20 protein-coding genes are annotated in these 15,682 nt (G+C 64.4%); 12 read left to right on the forward strand and 8 right to left on the reverse strand.

Annotated features, from left to right (window positions below; genetic code table 11):
* The first annotated feature begins 35 nt into the window (after positions 1-35).
* The 5 genes from HKW67_RS13805 to HKW67_RS13825 all read left to right on the forward strand — a co-directional run bounded on the left by HKW67_RS13805 (position 36) and on the right by HKW67_RS13825 (position 4,706).
* Positions 36-689 carry a PEP-CTERM sorting domain-containing protein gene (locus HKW67_RS13805; RefSeq protein WP_230981180.1) on the forward strand — a complete coding sequence of 218 codons (654 nt, stop codon included), beginning with the start codon at positions 36-38 and terminating at the stop codon, positions 687-689.
* Positions 686-1,369: a ferritin-like domain-containing protein gene (locus HKW67_RS13810; RefSeq protein ID WP_171225933.1), complete on the forward strand. Its 684-nt coding sequence runs from the start codon at positions 686-688 to the stop codon at positions 1,367-1,369. The genes HKW67_RS13805 and HKW67_RS13810 overlap by 4 nt, the downstream gene beginning before the upstream one ends.
* A 12-nt stretch (positions 1,370-1,381) precedes the next feature.
* Positions 1,382-2,221, forward strand: a complete 840-nt coding sequence (locus HKW67_RS13815) for a ferritin-like domain-containing protein (RefSeq protein WP_171225934.1) — start codon at positions 1,382-1,384, stop codon at positions 2,219-2,221.
* A gap of 81 nt (positions 2,222-2,302) precedes the next feature.
* On the forward strand, positions 2,303-3,430 hold the full coding sequence (locus HKW67_RS13820; protein WP_171225935.1) for an alpha/beta hydrolase: 1,128 nt from the start codon (positions 2,303-2,305) through the stop codon (positions 3,428-3,430).
* Positions 3,431-3,536: 106 nt separating this feature from the next.
* A complete protein-coding gene (locus tag HKW67_RS13825) occupies positions 3,537-4,706 on the forward strand; it encodes an alpha/beta hydrolase family protein (RefSeq protein ID WP_171225936.1) in 1,170 nt (389 codons plus the stop codon).
* A 7-nt stretch (positions 4,707-4,713) separates the two neighbouring features.
* Here HKW67_RS13825 and HKW67_RS13830 read toward each other — a convergent pair whose 3' ends face one another.
* Genes HKW67_RS13830 through HKW67_RS13840 form a run of 3 tightly spaced genes read right to left on the reverse strand, consistent with a single transcriptional unit; the run spans position 4,714 to position 8,250 of the window.
* Entirely contained in the window at positions 4,714-5,940 is a 1,227-nt protein-coding gene (locus HKW67_RS13830) for an acyltransferase family protein (protein ID WP_171225937.1), read from the reverse strand.
* A complete protein-coding gene (locus HKW67_RS13835) occupies positions 5,930-7,042 on the reverse strand; it encodes a glycosyltransferase family 4 protein (RefSeq protein WP_171225938.1) in 1,113 nt (370 codons plus the stop codon). The genes HKW67_RS13830 and HKW67_RS13835 overlap by 11 nt, the downstream gene beginning before the upstream one ends.
* 5 nt (positions 7,043-7,047) lie before the next feature.
* Positions 7,048-8,250: a glycoside hydrolase family protein gene (locus HKW67_RS13840; RefSeq protein WP_171225939.1), complete on the reverse strand. Its 1,203-nt coding sequence runs from the start codon at positions 8,248-8,250 to the stop codon at positions 7,048-7,050.
* 238 nt (positions 8,251-8,488) lie between these two features.
* Here HKW67_RS13840 and HKW67_RS13845 point away from each other — a divergent pair, with 238 nt between their 5' ends.
* On the forward strand, positions 8,489-9,316 hold the full coding sequence (locus HKW67_RS13845; protein WP_206044425.1) for a hypothetical protein: 828 nt from the start codon (positions 8,489-8,491) through the stop codon (positions 9,314-9,316).
* Positions 9,317-9,318: 2 nt separating this feature from the next.
* Entirely contained in the window at positions 9,319-9,741 is a 423-nt protein-coding gene (locus HKW67_RS13850; RefSeq protein ID WP_171225941.1) for an ABA4-like family protein, read from the forward strand.
* A 7-nt stretch (positions 9,742-9,748) separates the two neighbouring features.
* Here the strand turns inward: HKW67_RS13850 and HKW67_RS13855 are convergent, their stop codons facing one another.
* Both HKW67_RS13855 and HKW67_RS13860 read right to left on the reverse strand, forming a co-directional pair.
* The gene (locus HKW67_RS13855) at positions 9,749-10,180 is read right to left on the reverse strand and encodes a type II toxin-antitoxin system VapC family toxin (RefSeq protein ID WP_171225942.1); all 432 of its coding nucleotides are present in this window, start codon (positions 10,178-10,180) and stop codon (positions 9,749-9,751) included.
* A complete protein-coding gene (locus HKW67_RS13860) occupies positions 10,177-10,455 on the reverse strand; it encodes an antitoxin (RefSeq protein WP_171225943.1) in 279 nt (92 codons plus the stop codon). Before HKW67_RS13860 ends, HKW67_RS13855 begins: the two co-directional genes overlap by 4 nt.
* Positions 10,456-10,696: 241 nt before the next feature.
* On the opposite strand from HKW67_RS13860, the gene HKW67_RS13865 reads away from it, so the two are divergent.
* Positions 10,697-10,915 (forward strand): DUF2283 domain-containing protein, encoded by a 219-nt coding sequence (locus HKW67_RS13865; RefSeq protein ID WP_171225944.1) that lies wholly within the window; start codon positions 10,697-10,699, stop codon positions 10,913-10,915.
* 29 nt (positions 10,916-10,944) lie between these two features.
* On the opposite strand, the gene HKW67_RS13870 is transcribed toward HKW67_RS13865, so the two are convergent.
* Both HKW67_RS13870 and HKW67_RS13875 read right to left on the reverse strand, forming a co-directional pair.
* Positions 10,945-11,247, reverse strand: coding sequence for a HigA family addiction module antitoxin (locus HKW67_RS13870; protein WP_171225945.1), 303 nt, complete (start codon positions 11,245-11,247; stop codon positions 10,945-10,947).
* Between the two features lie 12 nt (positions 11,248-11,259).
* Positions 11,260-11,538, reverse strand: coding sequence for a type II toxin-antitoxin system RelE/ParE family toxin (locus HKW67_RS13875; RefSeq protein WP_171225946.1), 279 nt, complete (start codon positions 11,536-11,538; stop codon positions 11,260-11,262).
* A 312-nt stretch (positions 11,539-11,850) separates the two neighbouring features.
* Here HKW67_RS13875 and HKW67_RS13880 point away from each other — a divergent pair, with 312 nt between their 5' ends.
* The 3 genes from HKW67_RS13880 to HKW67_RS22680 all read left to right on the forward strand — a co-directional run bounded on the left by HKW67_RS13880 (position 11,851) and on the right by HKW67_RS22680 (position 12,949).
* Positions 11,851-12,246 (forward strand): hypothetical protein, encoded by a 396-nt coding sequence (locus HKW67_RS13880; protein ID WP_171225947.1) that lies wholly within the window; start codon positions 11,851-11,853, stop codon positions 12,244-12,246.
* Between the two features lie 254 nt (positions 12,247-12,500).
* Positions 12,501-12,740 carry a DUF433 domain-containing protein gene (locus tag HKW67_RS13885; protein ID WP_171225948.1) on the forward strand — a complete coding sequence of 80 codons (240 nt, stop codon included), beginning with the start codon at positions 12,501-12,503 and terminating at the stop codon, positions 12,738-12,740.
* Between the two features lie 5 nt (positions 12,741-12,745).
* Positions 12,746-12,949, forward strand: a complete 204-nt coding sequence (locus HKW67_RS22680; RefSeq protein ID WP_171225949.1) for a DUF5615 family PIN-like protein — start codon at positions 12,746-12,748, stop codon at positions 12,947-12,949.
* Between the two features lie 106 nt (positions 12,950-13,055).
* Here the strand turns inward: HKW67_RS22680 and HKW67_RS22445 are convergent, their stop codons facing one another.
* A complete protein-coding gene (locus HKW67_RS22445; RefSeq protein WP_230981026.1) occupies positions 13,056-14,891 on the reverse strand; it encodes a M20/M25/M40 family metallo-hydrolase in 1,836 nt (611 codons plus the stop codon).
* A 225-nt stretch (positions 14,892-15,116) separates the two neighbouring features.
* Between HKW67_RS22445 and HKW67_RS13900 the strand changes: the two genes are divergently transcribed.
* Positions 15,117-15,632 carry a mobile mystery protein A gene (locus tag HKW67_RS13900; protein ID WP_171225950.1) on the forward strand — a complete coding sequence of 172 codons (516 nt, stop codon included), beginning with the start codon at positions 15,117-15,119 and terminating at the stop codon, positions 15,630-15,632.
* The last annotated feature ends 50 nt before the right edge of the window (positions 15,633-15,682 follow it).

Genomic DNA, 15,682 nt, shown 5'->3' on the forward strand with positions numbered 1-15,682 from the left:
CCGTGATGGTACCAACCTGCTCTCGATTGACCCGTGTGCTGACGATCTTCTCGCTCGGTATCGCCAGTATCGCGTGGCCCGCACACACGCTACACGCCCAACCCGCCACCGTCACATTCGATGCACTCACCGAAAGCTCGCCTGGCTCGGGCATTCGGTTCGTACAAAACTGCTATGTGGAAAGCGGATTTCAGTTCACGGCTGTTGGCGTGCCCTGCACTGGAGCGCCGTCCATCGACGCATTCGTTGCCGGCAGTGCGAACAGTCCGATTTTTGATGGGTCGACCACGCCCTCATTCCTGCTCAACACAAGCTTGGGATCGCTCATCGATATCACGCGCGTGGGCGGTGGCCAGTTCTCGTTTCTGTCGATCGCGCTGGCACCGTACTTCGAAGCGAATACGACCGTGCTGTTCACCGGAACGCGAGCAGGCGGGAACGTGACCCAGTCGTTCGACTTGCTCGGCATGCAATCGGGATTCATGACGGTCATGCTGAACGCGACGTTCAACAACCTCACGAGCCTCCGACTTACCGCCAACAATCAGTTTTCCGAACCACTGGTCAAGTTCGACAACGTCGCGCTGGTAGGCACGCAGGTCGTGCCGGAGCCCTCGACTGTACTGCTTTCTGCGGCTGGGCTGGCGGGCATCGCGTTGCTACGACTCCGCCGGAGGACACGCGCATGAATATCGGAGAGACATTGGGTCGGAGAAACTTTCTGCGCAACGCAGGCCTCTCGGGCGCTGCACTGGCGCTCGCGGGCTGCTCCCTCGATGGAGCGGAGCTGTTTGCACCGAAGTTGGAGCCGTCCCGCGCCGTTGTCGGGGCCGACGGCAGCATCACACTCGACTTCTCCAGCGATATCGACGTGCTCAACTACGCGTACGCGCTCGAGCAGCTCGAGGCCGCGTTCTACGTCACTGTCGTGACCAACGCGCAGTTCACCACGATCTTCGCGGCGAATGAACAACGTGTGCTTCGGGATGTGCGCGATCACGAGGTCGTTCACAAGGACTTCCTGGCCGCTGCGCTCGGTAGCGCACGCATCCCCAACCTCACACCGAACTTCAGCGGAATCAATTTCTCTGATCGGCTGAGCGTGCTGCAAACGGCGCGTACGTTCGAGGATCTCGGTGTGAGCGCGTACAACGGTGCGGCCCGCTATCTGTCGAGTACCGCGTATCTCGGTGTTGCCGGGAAGATCGTGTCAGTCGAAGCGCGCCACGCATCGGCTATTCGTGACCTGCTGAATCCCCGAAGCGGCGACTTCGCACCGTCTGCCTTCGACGCGGCGAACACGCCGCAAACCGTTCTTGCCGCCGCCGATCCGTTCATCGTCGAGAGCATCACCGCCACGAACACCTAGGAGCGACGACATATGTCCAAGCAGTCAGACGCAGTGTCAGCGCTCACCGTCATCGATGCGGACGTGGCGGCTCATCTCGTATCCCGCCGTCATGCCATTACCAAGGGGGTGACGACCTCCGGGCTCGTCATGGCCGGTCTTCGTATCGGCACCGTACCCGCCGCGCTGGCGGCCCTCGCTACCGATGCGTATGGACAGGGCCGACTTCCCACGGTGGTGAGCGGCGTGCTCAACTTCGCGCTCCGACTCGAGTATCTCGAAGCGGAGTTCTACAACCTTGGAGTGGCCGCACCCAATCTCATACCGCAAGCCGATCGGCAGATTTTCACTACGATCCAGGCGCACGAGAATGCGCATGTGCAGTATCTGCGTGACACGTTAGGCACCGCGGCGCGCCCGAAGCCGGTGTTCGACTTTACCGCCGGCAACGGTGCGGGTAACGGACCATTTGCCGACGTGTTCACCAACTACAACACATTCAAAGCGGTCGCGCAGGCCTTCGAGGACACCGGTGTACGCGCGTACAAAGGACAGGCGCCCGCGCTTCAACCGTACAAAGACGTGTTGCAGGCGGCGCTCACGATCCATTCGGTCGAAGCGCGTCACGCGGCAGAGATTCGCCGACTTCGGGGCAACTTCGCCGACAACGAGCCGAACGAAGGGTGGATCACCAACGCTGACACCGATATCACCGGTACAGCAGCCGTGTACGCCGGCGAGGCGAACACCACTCAGCTCGGTCTCAATGTCACGACGGTCACCAGCGTGTCCGCCAAAGAAGTGACGGAGGCATTCGATGAACCGCTGACGATGGCCGCCGTACTCGCCATCATCGATCCGTTCATCGTGTAAGCACAACGTGCAGCGCGCGCTCCTCTCAGGCGCGCTGTACAGGCATTCCCTGTCGTGTCCTTTCTTCCAAGAGTGAGTCACATGTTCAATAGTCCACCAACTCGCGCCCTTGTCGTGGTAACGCTGGCCGGTGCCGCTGGCCTCGCCGGATGTGCCACCAAGGATTCAGCACGCGCCGACTCCATGACCGCCGCCGGCACGCTCTCCGACTCGGGCGAGATGTCGCTCCCGCGTACCCGCGCCTCGGCCGCGAACGTCGAGATGCAAAGCGTCCTCGACCAACTCGGCAGCATGGGCGGCAAGCCCATCGAGTCACTCACACCCGCCGAGGCGCGCAAGCAGCCCACACCGGCGGCGGCCGTGGCGATGGTGATGACGAAAGCGGGCCGGGACACGACGCCGACGGCCATGGTACCTGGCATCTCCAGCATGGATCGCACGATTCCCGGTCCTGGCGGTGCGATGCCGACGCGCATCTACACGCCGAGCGGCCCCGGACCCTTTGCGGTGGTGGTGTACTATCACGGCGGCGGTTGGGTGATCGCCGACAAGAATGTGTACGACGGCGGTGCACGCAGCATATCGAAGGAAGCCAACGCGATCGTGGTGTCGGTCGACTACCGCTTGGCGCCCGAGCACAAGTTTCCGGCGCAGCACGACGATGCGTTGGCCGCCTACGCGTGGGTCGTGAAGAATGCGGCGAGCATCAAGGGTGATCCGAACCGTATCGCCATTGCCGGTGAGAGTGCGGGCGGCAATCTCGCCGTGGCGACAGCGATCGCGGCGCGTGACGCGAAGATGCCCATCCCCAAGGCGGTGATCGCGGTGTATCCCATCGCGCAGCCGGAGAACACGACGGCGTCGTACATCGAACACGCCAACGCCAAGCCCCTCAATCGCGCCATGATGGGGTGGTTCGCGGGTCACGTGTCGCGCACGCCGGCCGATCTGCAGGATCCGCGCATCAATCTCGTGAAGGCGAATCTGGCCGGACTGCCTCCGGTCACGATCATCAACGCGCAGATCGATCCGCTGCGAGAAGACGGCGCCATGCTGGAGCAGGCACTCAAGGCGGCGAACGTTTCGGTGGAGCGTCGCGTGTACGACGGCGTGGCGCACGAGTTCTTCGGAATGGGCGCGGTCGTCGCCAAGGCGATGGACGCCACGCAGTACGCCGGCGCGCGACTCAAGGCGGCCTTCGGGAATTGATCACGGGGACGGTGCGGCCTGATTGATCCGCCGCACTGTCCGCCATTCCACCCACGCGAATTACCGTCTACAATAGGGAGTTCCCGCCACCCCTACTGAGGACGGTATGACCCGTTTCGTCGTTCGCCCGCTTCTTACGCTGGCACTGCTCGCTGCGCTGCCCGCGCTCTCGCCGGCTCAGGCGCAGGACGCCCCACCGCCTCGCCGCGGTGTCGTGATCACCGACACTGCCCGCGCCCGCTCGCTGTTCGTGAGCAAGGACCCCGCCGACCTCGCCGGCTGCGGCGCCAACTGCGACCGCGACATCAAGGCGCGCATCGCCACCGACAGCGCGTACGAAGCGCGCGCGAAAGGCGTGATGGAATTCAAGAAGGTCACGTACAAGAGCCGCGTCGATGGCCTCGAGATTCCGGCGTACGTGTTCGCGCCGCTCACCAAGAATCCGGCCGGTCATGCCGCGCTGGTGTGGGTGCACGGTGGCGTGCACTCCAACTGGGGACTGAGCATGTGGCCGTTCGTGCGCGAAGCGGTGCAGAAGGGCTACGTGGTCATCACGCCCAACTACCGTGGTAGCACCGGCTACGGCAACGACTTCCATCGCAAGATCGATTACGGCGGTAAGGAAGTGGACGACGTGCTGTCGTCGGCGGACTACCTCAAGACGCAGTCGTTCGTCGACATGGACCGACTCGGCATGATGGGCTGGAGCCACGGCGCGTTCATCACCGCGCTCAATCTCACGCGCGACACGCATCCGTTCCGCGCCGGCGCAGCGATGGTACCGGTCACCAATCTGATTTTCCGTTTGTCCGATCACGGCCCCGGCTATCAGCGCGACTACGCCGCGGAAGAAGGCATTCAGGGCTTGCCGTTCGAGAACGTGCCAGAGTACATCCGCCGCTCACCGGTGTTTCAGCTCGAGAAGCTAACCGTGCCGCTCATTGCGCACGTGGCCACGAACGACTGCGACGTCTACTTCCGCGAGAACCAGCAGTTCATCTACACGCTGCGCGCGCTCAAGCCTGATCTGGCCGAAACGAAGATCTACGTGAACCCGCCGCAGGGTGGTGGCGGATGTGGCCACACCTTCAATCGGCGTGTGAACGCGTCGAGCACACAGCGCGACGATACGCCCGAACAGATCGATTCGTGGAACCGCGTATGGACGTTCTTCGAGTGGAACCTGCGCCCGAAGAGCGTGATGCGCGTGGACAATGAAGAGTGGAAGAAGGATCCGCGCGTGGCGAGCCCGCGTGGGCCGGTACCGCCGCAGTAAGCAGCGCTTACGTCACCCGGAACGCGACCCCTCTGGTCCGCAACGCGCGCAGGATCGCGTACCAGAGGGCGACGAACGCCAGCGCCCAGACCAATGACGCCACGCGCGACTCCACGCCGACGGACTCCAAAAGGCGCGTCACCGCCAGGCCGGTGCCGACGCGATGTCCGTCGAATTTCCATTTGATGCTCGACCGAAAAATGGTCGCCACCAATTCACTGCCCGCGTACGCAATCATGGGATTGAGCCCGAAGGCAAGCGCCGGCCTGAGCCACCGCGCCTGCTCACGCCCCTGCACGAGTGCGGTGATCCCGGCCAACAACACGCCCGCGATACCGGCGGTGAACACCACGTAGGAGCCAGTCCACAGCGGCTTGTTGATGGGCAGCACCTGACCCCACACCAAGCCCACCACGATCAGGCCAACACTCACGCCGGCCAGCCCACGCACACGCTCAGCCAATGGCCGCGTAGACGTGAGCCAGCGACCAGCGAGTACGCCGATCAGTACCGTCGCGGTCGCCGAGAGTGTGGAGAGCAATCCTTCCGGCTCATACGGCACCGCGCGATCCCAGAGATGCCAGCCGAGTCCGAATCGTGTCCAATCGAGCGCGATACGATCGACCCACGCCGCCAGCGTGCGACCCGGCTCATCGAGCAGCTGCGCGCCGATGGCCCCTTCGCCGGGAACGGGCACGAGGGTGAGTGCGGCCCAGTAGCTCAGCAGAATCCCTACAACGAGCAGCAGCACGGTGCGCGTCGAGGCCCGCCGACTCAGGAACGCCGCCAGCCCGTAGGTCACGGCAATGCGCTGCAGCACGCCCATCACGCGCAGGTCGGCGGCACGCGCCACGATGTGCCCGAGTACGGTCGGGAGCCACTCCGGCCCGGCCACACTCGACTTCTCGAAGAAGGGCCAGGCATTGAGCAGCAGACCGATGCCCAACAACATCGCCACGCGGCGCAAGATCGTTCGGCCAGGCTGCGCGTCGCGCGTCGTAGCGCGCGGCACCGAGGCGACATGCGTCGTGCTATGCGTCGTGATATGGGTCGTGATGCCCACCACGAACAAGAAGAACGGAAACACCAAATCGGTGAACGTGCATCCATGCCACGCACTGTGTCGCAACGGCGAGAACACCGCCATCGGATTACCGGCATTGTTGACCAACAGCATCGCCGCGACGGTGATGCCGCGGAACACATCGACGGCGACGACCCGGTCAGCCGCCACGGTGGCTCGCGCGCCACGACGAGAACCAGGACTCGAACTGCGCGCCGACCGTCACGTTGTCGAAGTGTTCACGCACAAACGCGATGCCGGCTTCGCCCATGCTGGTGCGCAACGCGCCATCGGACGAGAGCTCGCCGAGCGCACGGCCCCACGCGTTGATATCACCCGCGGCCACCAAACGTCCGGAACGTCCCACGTCCATCGTTTCCGGAATACCGCCGATGTCACTCCCCAGCACGGGGATACCGCAGGCCTGCGCCTCGATCAGCACCCGGCCGAATGACTCGCGTTTGGTCGACGGCAGCGCGAGGAGATCGAGCGCAGCGTAATACGGGTGCACGTCATCGGCCCACGGATGCCGCACGTGGCGCTCCGGTGCGCCCGAAGCGCCGATGATGTCGTCGACCTCGCGTTCGCAGCGGCCGCTGCCAAGCCACAACGCATGCAGCCGTGGATCGCGCGCCATCGCCTGCGCAAGCGCATGCGCGAAGGGAATCACGCCCTTGTTCTGTTCCAATCGACCGATGAATCCAACGACGATCGCATCGTGCGGCAAGCCAAGCGTGGTCCGCACGGTGGCACGCGACGCCACGTCGGGATGAAATGCGCTCGTGTCGACCGAGTTGTACAGCACATGACTGCGCGAGGGCGCCACCCCGCGGTCGGTAATCCAGGCCCGCAGATCGTGCGACGGTACGATGAAGTCCCAGCGCAGCCTGGTCAGGATGAGCCGATTGACACGCTTGAGCCCCGCATGGTGCAGGAAGAACGCCGCTGGCACACCGCACTGCGAGGCCACCACACCGGTGCCCCAGTAATCGCGCTCAAAGGTGGCGAACACCGCGTCGGCTCCACGCTGCTGGATGGCGCGACGCACGGTGCGCATGGCACTCGCGCGATACGTGCTGGTAAACGACGCGTTGTGAAGGGTGATACGCGGGTCGGCCTGCAGCGAACACCAGAGCGCGCTCCCCTCTTGCGCGACGACGCTGACCTGATGGCCGGCGCCGGCAAGCGCACTGGTCAAGCTCAGCAGATGTGCAGCGGCACCACCCACTTCGGGGAGTGTCGCCACAAACACCAGTCGCAACGCGTCGCGCATGGCGGCTACGGCGCGCTCTTCGAGAACGAGCCGTCCAATCCGGCGAGTGCGGCGTTGCCGAGTTGGGTGCGGGTCTTCGAGCGCACGCGGGCGAACAGCGAGTCTACGCGCATCGGCGAAATCGCCGCGCTCCACGCGAAGACCGCCGGCGTCTTCCCACGCTTCGGCGTGGCCACCCGCGCCCCACTGTACCAGATCGTCACACTGTCGGGCGACGTGACCGCAAACGTCGAGCGGTATACGGCCGCCGAAAACGGTGCGAACTCGCCCGGTGCGAGCACCGGCGATGGATACGTGGTCCACGTGAGCCCATCGCGACTCGTGGCCAGGAACAGGCTGCTCGTCATGCAACCGCGGCCGCTCTTGTAGGCGGCGGTGAGTGCCCAATACTCGCCACGCGATTCGACGTACTGCACATCGAGATGCCACGGCACGTAGCCGGGCTGACCCAAGCCACTCGCTTTTCGCGACGACCACGTGACGCCGTCGGTGGAACGACGCACCGTCACGCGCGACGACTTGGTCGAGCAGCCGCCCGTGCCCGCGTCCACCTGATACATGCGCCAGTCGTCGTCGGCGGTGTGCACCACACTTGGCGACACCACGTACCGACCGGAATCCGCCGCGACGCGCGTCGGCACCGACCAGCGCATACCGTCTTCGCTCGTCATCAACCACACGTTGTCGGCCACGTGCGTCGTCTTGCCGTTGGACCCGCGCGCATTCTCCACTTCGCGGTAGTACATCCACAAGGCGCGCGTGTGCGGCTCGAACACCAGGTCCGGGTCGGACAAGTAGCCACGCGTGGTGCGCACGAGGGGATTCGTCACGCTCGGCGGCACTTCCCACGAATCGCCGTTGTGACTTGCGAACACCGACGGATTCTCCAACAACGTCGAGCTGCGCGCGTACGGTGTGAGCGTACTCCACCACTGATAGCCGTTCCAGCGCTCCGTGAAGCGCACGACGTCGGGGTGTACCACTTCGCCCGATCCGTCGTAGGTCTGAAAGGCGAGCGCTTGCGGCCCGGCACTGAACGCTGCCGACGCGGACAGAGACGCCGACGCGCTCGATGGCGTGGCCAGTGCCGTTACGGCGGGAGAAACAACGGGCTCGATAGGCGTGGGCGCGTCACACGCCGTGAATCCGCCGATCAACACGATGGCGACGAGCGGCAACGAGAACGATGGACGTACGACGACTTTCAAAGCGGCGTCGGTGGAAAAGAGGAGCGAGACGGGGGGTGTACATGGAGGTTAGTCGCCTTGGAATCGCGGACCTAGCCCTCCGCATGAGGACAGCACGCTAAGATTGTGTGGTCATCGGTGCGTGCCGGTGGTGAAACGGCGAAACATCCGCCTGGCGTCTGCGTACCGACCTGTTCGGGAATTCCGACACCGCTTCCGCCCCGGGAGAATGCCGAGCCTACGAGAGCAGTATCACACGATGGTCCGCTGGTCGCCGGTGATGATGCGGATGGCGATGGTCTCCGCCGCGCTGCTCTGCGTCGCGCTGATTGGGCTCGTGGTCGATGACCGCCTGATCACCGGCGCCCCGGCATGGCTCAAGCCCGCCAAGTTCGGGGCGTCGGGGGCGATCTATCTGGTCACGATGACGTGGATGATGCGCGACCTGCCGCGCACCCGCACCGTGCGGACCGCCACCTGGCTCACGGCGTGGATTCTGGCGCTTGAAACGTCGGTGATCGCCCTGCAAGCCGCCCGCGGCACCACCAGTCATTTCAACATCGATACGCCACTCGATACGGCGATCTACAGCGGCATGGGGATCGGCATTGCCACGGTGTGGATCATGTCGGTCGTGCTGCTTTGGAAGCATCTGCGCACACCGGCCGCCGACCGCACCTTGGCGCTGGCGCTTCGCGTGGGACTGGCGCTCAACATTCTGGGCGCCGGTGTCGGCTGGACCATGACACAGCCGCGCGCGGAGCAGTTTGCGGCCATGCAGCGGAATGAACGACCGTTTGTGGCGGGATCGCACACCGTTGGCGCGCCGGATGGCGGAGCCGGCCTGCCACTCACGCAGTGGAGCCGAGAGCACGGCGATCTGCGGATTCCCCACTTCATCGGTATGCACGCCTGGCAGTTGCTGCCATTGCTCCTGCTCGGCCTTCGACGCCTGCGCACCGCCACCAACGATGGGGCAGAGCGCACCATCATGCTCGTCGCCTCGTCGGCCTGTGCCGCACTCTTCATCGCCGCGTTCGTGCAAGCGCTCGCCGGCCATCCCCTGATACCGCCGCCAACGAGTTGACCATGTCCGACGCCCAGCTGTTTCAATACGCCAACACCACCGCGCTCGTGAGTTGGATCGTGCTGGTGGTTCAGCCCAAACGCACCGCACCGACGCTGCGCTTCGTCGTGCCGCTCGCGATGGCCGTGCTGTACATCTGGGCTCTGTCCACCGCGCCAGCCAACCCCGATGGGGGATTTGGATCACTCGCGCAGGTGAAGGCACTCTTCACGCAGGACCGCGCGGTCCTCGCGGGGTGGGTGCACTATCTCGCCTTCGACTTCTTCATCGGCTGCTGGATGGTGATGGACGCGGCCGAGCGTGGCATCAAGCACCTGCTGGTGGTGCCGTGCATGCTGTTGACGTTCATGTTCGGGCCGGTGGGGCTGCTGCTGTACGTCGGCCTGCGGACGGCCATGAGTGGGCGCGCCGTGAAGACCGCGTAGGCCTGCGTTAGCGACCGATGCGCTCCACCCACGGGAGCGCGTCGAAGCCGGCATCGAGACTCATGAGACGGCGCACGCCGCGCCGTTTCATGATCGCCGCATGCACCGCATCACGGGCCGATAAGGACGTCACGCTGAGCATGAGTGTCTTCGCGTGCTCCACGTCCGGCAGCTCGACCGGAAAGATCTCGTCCACTACACCGTGGAGCGCATCGAACGCCGCTTGAATCGCATCTGGTCGACGAATGGCGAAATAGCGGTGCAGAATTTCCTGAAAGACCTCGGCGTCCGTCACGAGCCGATCGCCACGCGTGATCGAGACCTCCAGCATGCGCCGCACGGTCTCCTTGTGTGGATGCGGCGCCCCGATGAGATACATCGGCACGTTCGAATCGATGAAGACCGTGTTCTCCGGCTCGAGCAATTCCCGGCTGATCATGCGCCGGAGCCCGGAGACTCGTCCACGCCGTCCAGCAGATATCCGGACTCGATTTCCGTGAGCATACTCGGCAGCGAGCCCACCGGATACGCGCCCTGCGCCGCCTCGCGAACCACCGACAGTTTCCGACGCGGATCAGCCGCCGGAGCATCCTGGCGTGCCGCCCGCAGCGCCTGGCGCACCCATTCGGCCACCGTCATCCGCTCGCGCTGGGCGACCCGGCGAATCTCGGCGAACTCGTCATCCTCGAGGAGGACCTGCAGGCGTTGAGTCATACGATGAGTCTATGCTACTCATAGCGATGAGTCAAATGCAAGTGCGAGCCTAACGTGCCGGAGGCGGCAAATTGATGACACAACATTCGGGAGTGTCGTGCGTGGTGCGGAATGCACGACGAATTCGGCGCTATTGATTCTGGGGAAGCGTTGTCGATCTGGACGGTCGTTATCTCCGGGTAGTAGTGCTGAAGGATTGCCAAACCATCCACAACGCGTTCCCCGATCGCGGATTCGTTCCATGAAGCTCAACTACTATCCCAAGACGGACTCGCTCTATATCGACTTGATCGACCGGGCGAGCGTGGAAAGCCGAGAGGTCTCGGCCGGAGTCGTGGTCGACTACGACGCCGAGGGGCGTGTCGTCGGCATCGATATCGATCAGGCCAGCAACACCGTCGATCTGGCAAAGCTTGAACTGCACGCCCCGCAGATGGCGATCGAGCGACCTGTCGCGTAGTCGCAGCGGACGAGGCGCGACGCGTCAGCCTACGCGGCGCTTCCCGTCCACGGCTTGATCCGTTTGAGCTCGGCTGCGATCGCCTTGGCGGCGATCTCGGTGTCATGTGCCGCCTGCGCACGGAGCCAATAGCCGTTCGAGAGCCCGAAGAAGCGACAGAGACGAAGATCCGTGTCGGCCGTAATAGCGCGTCGCCCCGCCACGATCTCACCGATGCGTTGCGCGGGCACGCCTATCTCCTTGGCCACGCGATACTTGGTGATTCCGAGCGGTAGGAGGAACTCCTCCCACAGGAGCTCGCCCGGCGTGACCGGCTTGAGTTTACGCGTCATGGCGCGAGCCTCTCAGTGATAGTCTACGATCTCGACATCCTCCGCCCCGGCGGACGTCCACCGGAAGCACAGTCGATACTGGTCGTTGATCCTGATGCTGTGCTGACCGACCCGATCGCCTTTCAACGCCTCCAACCGATTCCCCGGAGGCACGCGCAAGTCGGATAGACGCATGGCGACGTCAAGTTGTCGGAGTTTGCGAAGCGCGACGCGCTCGACGAACATCCACCGATGAACGCGCTGCCCGCTGGCCAAGGCAGCCGTCTCCGTGTCGCGGAACGACCGGATCATTGTGAATAATAACGCGATGCGTTAATCACGCAATGCGTTACTACGTGGAAGATATTCAGTGGCATTCCGCACGATGGGTCCTCTCACGGCCAAGGGCGTCATCAAATGAATGCCGACGACGTCCGGCCTACGCACGTGCCGCGCGCTTGGGCTTAGCGACGATTGGTTCCGTGGCCCGGAACATCCTGGTGCTACTGGGGTGATGCCTCAAGAGGGAGCCCGGAGCTCCCGTCGCGGTGACGCCGTCGCGGTTCCGCCCGTCTGTCAGATCCCAATACCAGTATTCAGTATTCCCCAATCAGGAGACGTGCTGTGAAGCAATTGCTGCTCGTGGTCCTCGCGTCGACCACCATAGCCTGTGTATCCACCAACGCCACGCTGCTCAATCCCACGCCGTCCGGCCGCGCGCCCATCGCTGAGAATCAGGTCCGCATTTTCCGCACGGCGGCGCAGGTCACTGGTAAGTACGAAGAAGTCGCCCTGCTCAACTCGACCGGTGAATCCAACTGGACAAACGAGCAGAAGATGATGGAGTCGATGCGCAAGAAGGCCGCGAGCCTCGGCGCCAACGGGGTCATTCTCGACGACATCAAGGAGGCCGGCGCCGGGGCCAAGGTCGCCGCCGCCGTATTCGGCACCGGCACGCAGCGAAAGGGACGGGCTATCGCGATCTTCGTGTTCCCGGACTCGGCCGCGAAGGCCCCGTAGATCGCCGTTTTCTATACACGATGGCGGGATATGCATAGAAAGGGCTGATCTTCTATGCATATCGTGCGGCTGGGCGCATCACGACATCGTCGTCGCCCTGCTCAAAGACATGGGGTTGCGACGCCCGCTGCCGGGCATGGGCGCTGGCATGGGGATGGACATCGCGGCGATCCGGCGGGAGCTGGGGCTGTGAGGCGTGGCCGCAGGATAAACTGATGCTGCTACATTTCTGGTAACCCGAACGGAGCTTGGCGATGACCTGGCAAGACTTCATCACGACAGACACCAGCGTTCTGGCGGGCAAGCCGGTTGTCCGCGGAACGCGGCTTGCTGCCGATTTCCTGCTTGGTCTTTTTGCCGCCGGCTGGACTCAGGAGCAAGTGTTGTCGAGCTACCCGCAGCTCACACCCGAGGCGCTCCGAGCCGTGTTCGCCTACGCGGCCGAAGTCACGCACGACGAGGCTATCCATCTGGTGAATCGCGGCGCAGCCTAACAGTCATGCGCCTCCTCGCCGACGAAAATGTGCCACTCCCTTCCATCTTCGCCCTCCGAACGGCAGGAATGGACGTGGCTGCTGCGACGGAGGACGCACCGGGGGCGAGCGACCGAGAGGTGCTGGCTCGCGCGCGGCGTGAAGGCCGAGTCCTCCTGACCTTCGATCAAGTGCGGCGACGGCGCCTGCCCGGGCACCCGCTTCGATGAGCCAGATAACGAAGTCAATGACGCAAAACGGCCCGCGAGATCACATCGATCTCGCGGGCCGTCTCCGTACTCCGTACTCCCTACCCCTTACTCAGCAGTTATCCCTTTAGTAGCGCGGCCGCGTCTTCCGCGGCACCTTCCCACAATTCGCCGGCCAGTTCGCCGGCCACGTGCCCGGTGAGCGATCGCGCTTGATGAACTCCGGGTCTTCACTCGCCAGGTACACCATCAGCGCGGCCAGCGTCGCGTTGTGCTTCACATCGTCGAACACGATTTTGTCGTACGTGTCGCGGTTCGTGTGCCACGTGTACGTGCCGTAGTTCCAGCCTACCGCACCCATGCCGAAGCTTGGCGTGCCGAAGCAGGCGAACACGGCGCCGTCGGTGCCGCCAGGGTTGCCCGTTGGTACGTCGTTGAAGCTCCACGACACCACGTTCGCGCTCAGGCTGTCGGTGAAGAAGCCCGGCAACTGCGTGTACCACTGCTTCAGGTGACGGCCGATGTCGGTGAGCCCTGAGCTCGACAGCGACTGCACGCGTCCCGTGCCGTTGTCCTGATTGAAGAGCCCCTGCAGCCCCTTCATCACTTCCGGATGATCTTCCGTGAACGCGGTGGAGCCGTTCAGACCCTGCTCTTCGCTGGCCCAGTGACCCACCATGATCGTGCGCTTCGGATTCGGATACGCCTTCTTCAAGATGCGCATCGCTTCCATGGCCATCAGCGTGCCCGTGCCGTTGTCGGTGGCGCCGCTGGAGCCGTCCCACGAATCGAAGTGCGCCGACAGCATCACGTATTCATCGGGCTTCTCGCTGCCCTTGATCATCGCGATCGTGTTGAACGCCGGCTGCTCGCCGAGCAGTGCCGCGTCGAGATCGAGCGTCACCATCGGCTTCTGATTGTTCTCGGCCAGGCGATACACCAGCGAATAATCCTCGCAGGTCAAACCCACCGCCGGCGCCGTCGTGTTGTACGTCTCGAAGACTTCGATCACGCCCCAGCCACCGGCGCCGCCTGCACCACCGCCGCCGAAACCACCGCGTCCCGCTGCGGCCGCGGCGAGGCTCGACGCCGGTCCACCACCACGATCACTCGCGCCCACACTCGGCCGACCACCAGGGCCACCGGGGCCACCAGGGCCACGACCACCGCCCGCGTTCTGCGCGGCGAACGGATTCGCGAATCCCGAGAGCTTGTTGCGTGACGTGATCATGCCCACCACGCCCGCCTTCTCGAGACGCATGCCGAGCGTGCCCGTGCCGAGCCCCATGCCATAGCCCGTGCCGCGATAGAGCTTCGTGCTGTCGGGTTGGCCATTGGCGCCCGTCATCACCGACCAATCCTGCTGCGTGCGCGACACCAGCGTGTCCATGCGCGCCTTCGACTCCGGCGTCGCGAAGCGCACCCAATCTTCACTGGGGCGGCAGGTCGGGAACGACGGCGACAGCATCACGATCTTTCCACGCGCCTTCGGCAACCACGCCACGAATTCCGTGCTGTCCTTGAACTTGGGGAGGATGATGGCCTCCGCCTTCACCGGCTTGCCCTTCGTGCCCGGGCTCCAGGCCAGCATCGTGCCTTCCAGCGAGCGCGTGCGCGGTGCCACGAGATCGATGTGCGACACGCCGCGCCGCCATCCCCGCCAGGTGCCGTAGTTCTCACGCTTGGCGTCGATGCCCCACGACTTGTACTGGGCGATGGCCCAGTCGCTGGCTGCTAGCATCCCCGGACTTCCCGTTAAGCGCGGACCGATGGAGTCGAGGAGTGCCTGGCCGAGGGCCTCGACGCGGGACGAGTCCATGCCGATCTGCCAGATGCGCTTGATGGCCGCGTCGTCGGTGGGGAAGGTCGTTGGGCGCTGGGCCTGCGCTGGTGTGCTTGCGGCGAGGCCGAGGGCGGTGACGACGGCGGCGAGGGCTGCCGAGCGCCGGATGGTGGAGGGCATGGGTGGGGACGAGTGGGTCGTGGTGGGAGCGGGGATCCCGCATAGTGCGCGCGGCGACGGGGGAACGCGAGTGGTGGGGGTGGGATTTCGTGCCGCGCGGCGTACTGCTCCAACGCGTGATACCGGCGCGGGCCGGACGGCTTGCCGGTGACATTCTGTAACCCTATAGGGTGTCATTCGTGTTGTATTTGCAGTACTATACTGCATCACAATTCGAGGTAGACGATGTCCGCACGCGCCGACACCCAGTGGCTCCAACTCCGCCAGACCGAGGCTCAACTCGCTCGCTGGCGCAGAGTGGCGCAGGAACGGCCGCCCGCGGGTGGGTGGATCAGTGCCGTGCGTCAGGCGATCGGGATGAGCGTGGCGCAGTTGGCCGACCGGCTCGGCATCAATCGAACCTCCCTCGCGAAGATAGAGCAGCGAGAGGTCGACGGTGGGATCACCCTCGATGCGTTGCGTCGTGCCGCGCACGCGCTGGACTGCGATGTCGTGTACGCGATCGTGCCGAGGGCAGGCTCGCTCGAGCGCGCCGTGAAGGCGCGGGCCGAGCTGATTGCGGGCGCGTTGGTCGGCCGCGCGGGGCACTCCATGTCGCTCGAGGCGCAGACCGTAGCACACGAAGAGACGACGGCGCAACAGAAGGTAGTCGCGCGGCGGTTGCTGGCAGAATGGCCGCGCGACCTGTGGGATAGCTCGTGGGATCGGCGTACGGAAAGCGGGCGGACGAGCGGTGGCTGACAATACAAACCGCTTGCCGACCGCATCCGCACAGGGAGCGCATGCGCCAG

Origin of the sequence: Gemmatimonas groenlandica (assembly GCF_013004105.1) — a bacterium.
Lineage (GTDB): Bacteria > Gemmatimonadota > Gemmatimonadetes > Gemmatimonadales > Gemmatimonadaceae > Gemmatimonas > Gemmatimonas groenlandica.

Excerpts from the sequence above, each read along its gene's own strand:
- HKW67_RS13810 (WP_171225933.1), top strand. The coding sequence starts at position 686 with ATGAATATCGGAGAGACATTGGGTCGGAGAAACTTTCTGCGCAACGCA.
- HKW67_RS13815 (WP_171225934.1), top strand. The coding sequence starts at position 1,382 with ATGTCCAAGCAGTCAGACGCAGTGTCAGCGCTCACCGTCATCGATGCG.
- HKW67_RS13820 (WP_171225935.1), top strand. The coding sequence starts at position 2,303 with ATGTTCAATAGTCCACCAACTCGCGCCCTTGTCGTGGTAACGCTGGCC.
- HKW67_RS13825 (WP_171225936.1), top strand. The coding sequence starts at position 3,537 with ATGACCCGTTTCGTCGTTCGCCCGCTTCTTACGCTGGCACTGCTCGCT.
- HKW67_RS13835 (WP_171225938.1), bottom strand. The coding sequence starts at position 7,042 with ATGCGCGACGCGTTGCGACTGGTGTTTGTGGCGACACTCCCCGAAGTG.
- HKW67_RS13845 (WP_206044425.1), top strand. The coding sequence starts at position 8,489 with ATGGTCCGCTGGTCGCCGGTGATGATGCGGATGGCGATGGTCTCCGCC.
- HKW67_RS13850 (WP_171225941.1), top strand. The coding sequence starts at position 9,319 with ATGTCCGACGCCCAGCTGTTTCAATACGCCAACACCACCGCGCTCGTG.
- HKW67_RS13855 (WP_171225942.1), bottom strand. The coding sequence starts at position 10,180 with ATGATCAGCCGGGAATTGCTCGAGCCGGAGAACACGGTCTTCATCGAT.
- HKW67_RS13860 (WP_171225943.1), bottom strand. The coding sequence starts at position 10,455 with ATGACTCAACGCCTGCAGGTCCTCCTCGAGGATGACGAGTTCGCCGAG.
- HKW67_RS13865 (WP_171225944.1), top strand. The coding sequence starts at position 10,697 with ATGAAGCTCAACTACTATCCCAAGACGGACTCGCTCTATATCGACTTG.
- HKW67_RS13870 (WP_171225945.1), bottom strand. The coding sequence starts at position 11,247 with ATGACGCGTAAACTCAAGCCGGTCACGCCGGGCGAGCTCCTGTGGGAG.
- HKW67_RS13875 (WP_171225946.1), bottom strand. The coding sequence starts at position 11,538 with ATGATCCGGTCGTTCCGCGACACGGAGACGGCTGCCTTGGCCAGCGGG.
- HKW67_RS13885 (WP_171225948.1), top strand. The coding sequence starts at position 12,501 with ATGACCTGGCAAGACTTCATCACGACAGACACCAGCGTTCTGGCGGGC.
- HKW67_RS22680 (WP_171225949.1), top strand. The coding sequence starts at position 12,746 with ATGCGCCTCCTCGCCGACGAAAATGTGCCACTCCCTTCCATCTTCGCC.
- HKW67_RS22445 (WP_230981026.1), bottom strand. The coding sequence starts at position 14,891 with ATGCCCTCCACCATCCGGCGCTCGGCAGCCCTCGCCGCCGTCGTCACC.
- HKW67_RS13900 (WP_171225950.1), top strand. The coding sequence starts at position 15,117 with ATGTCCGCACGCGCCGACACCCAGTGGCTCCAACTCCGCCAGACCGAG.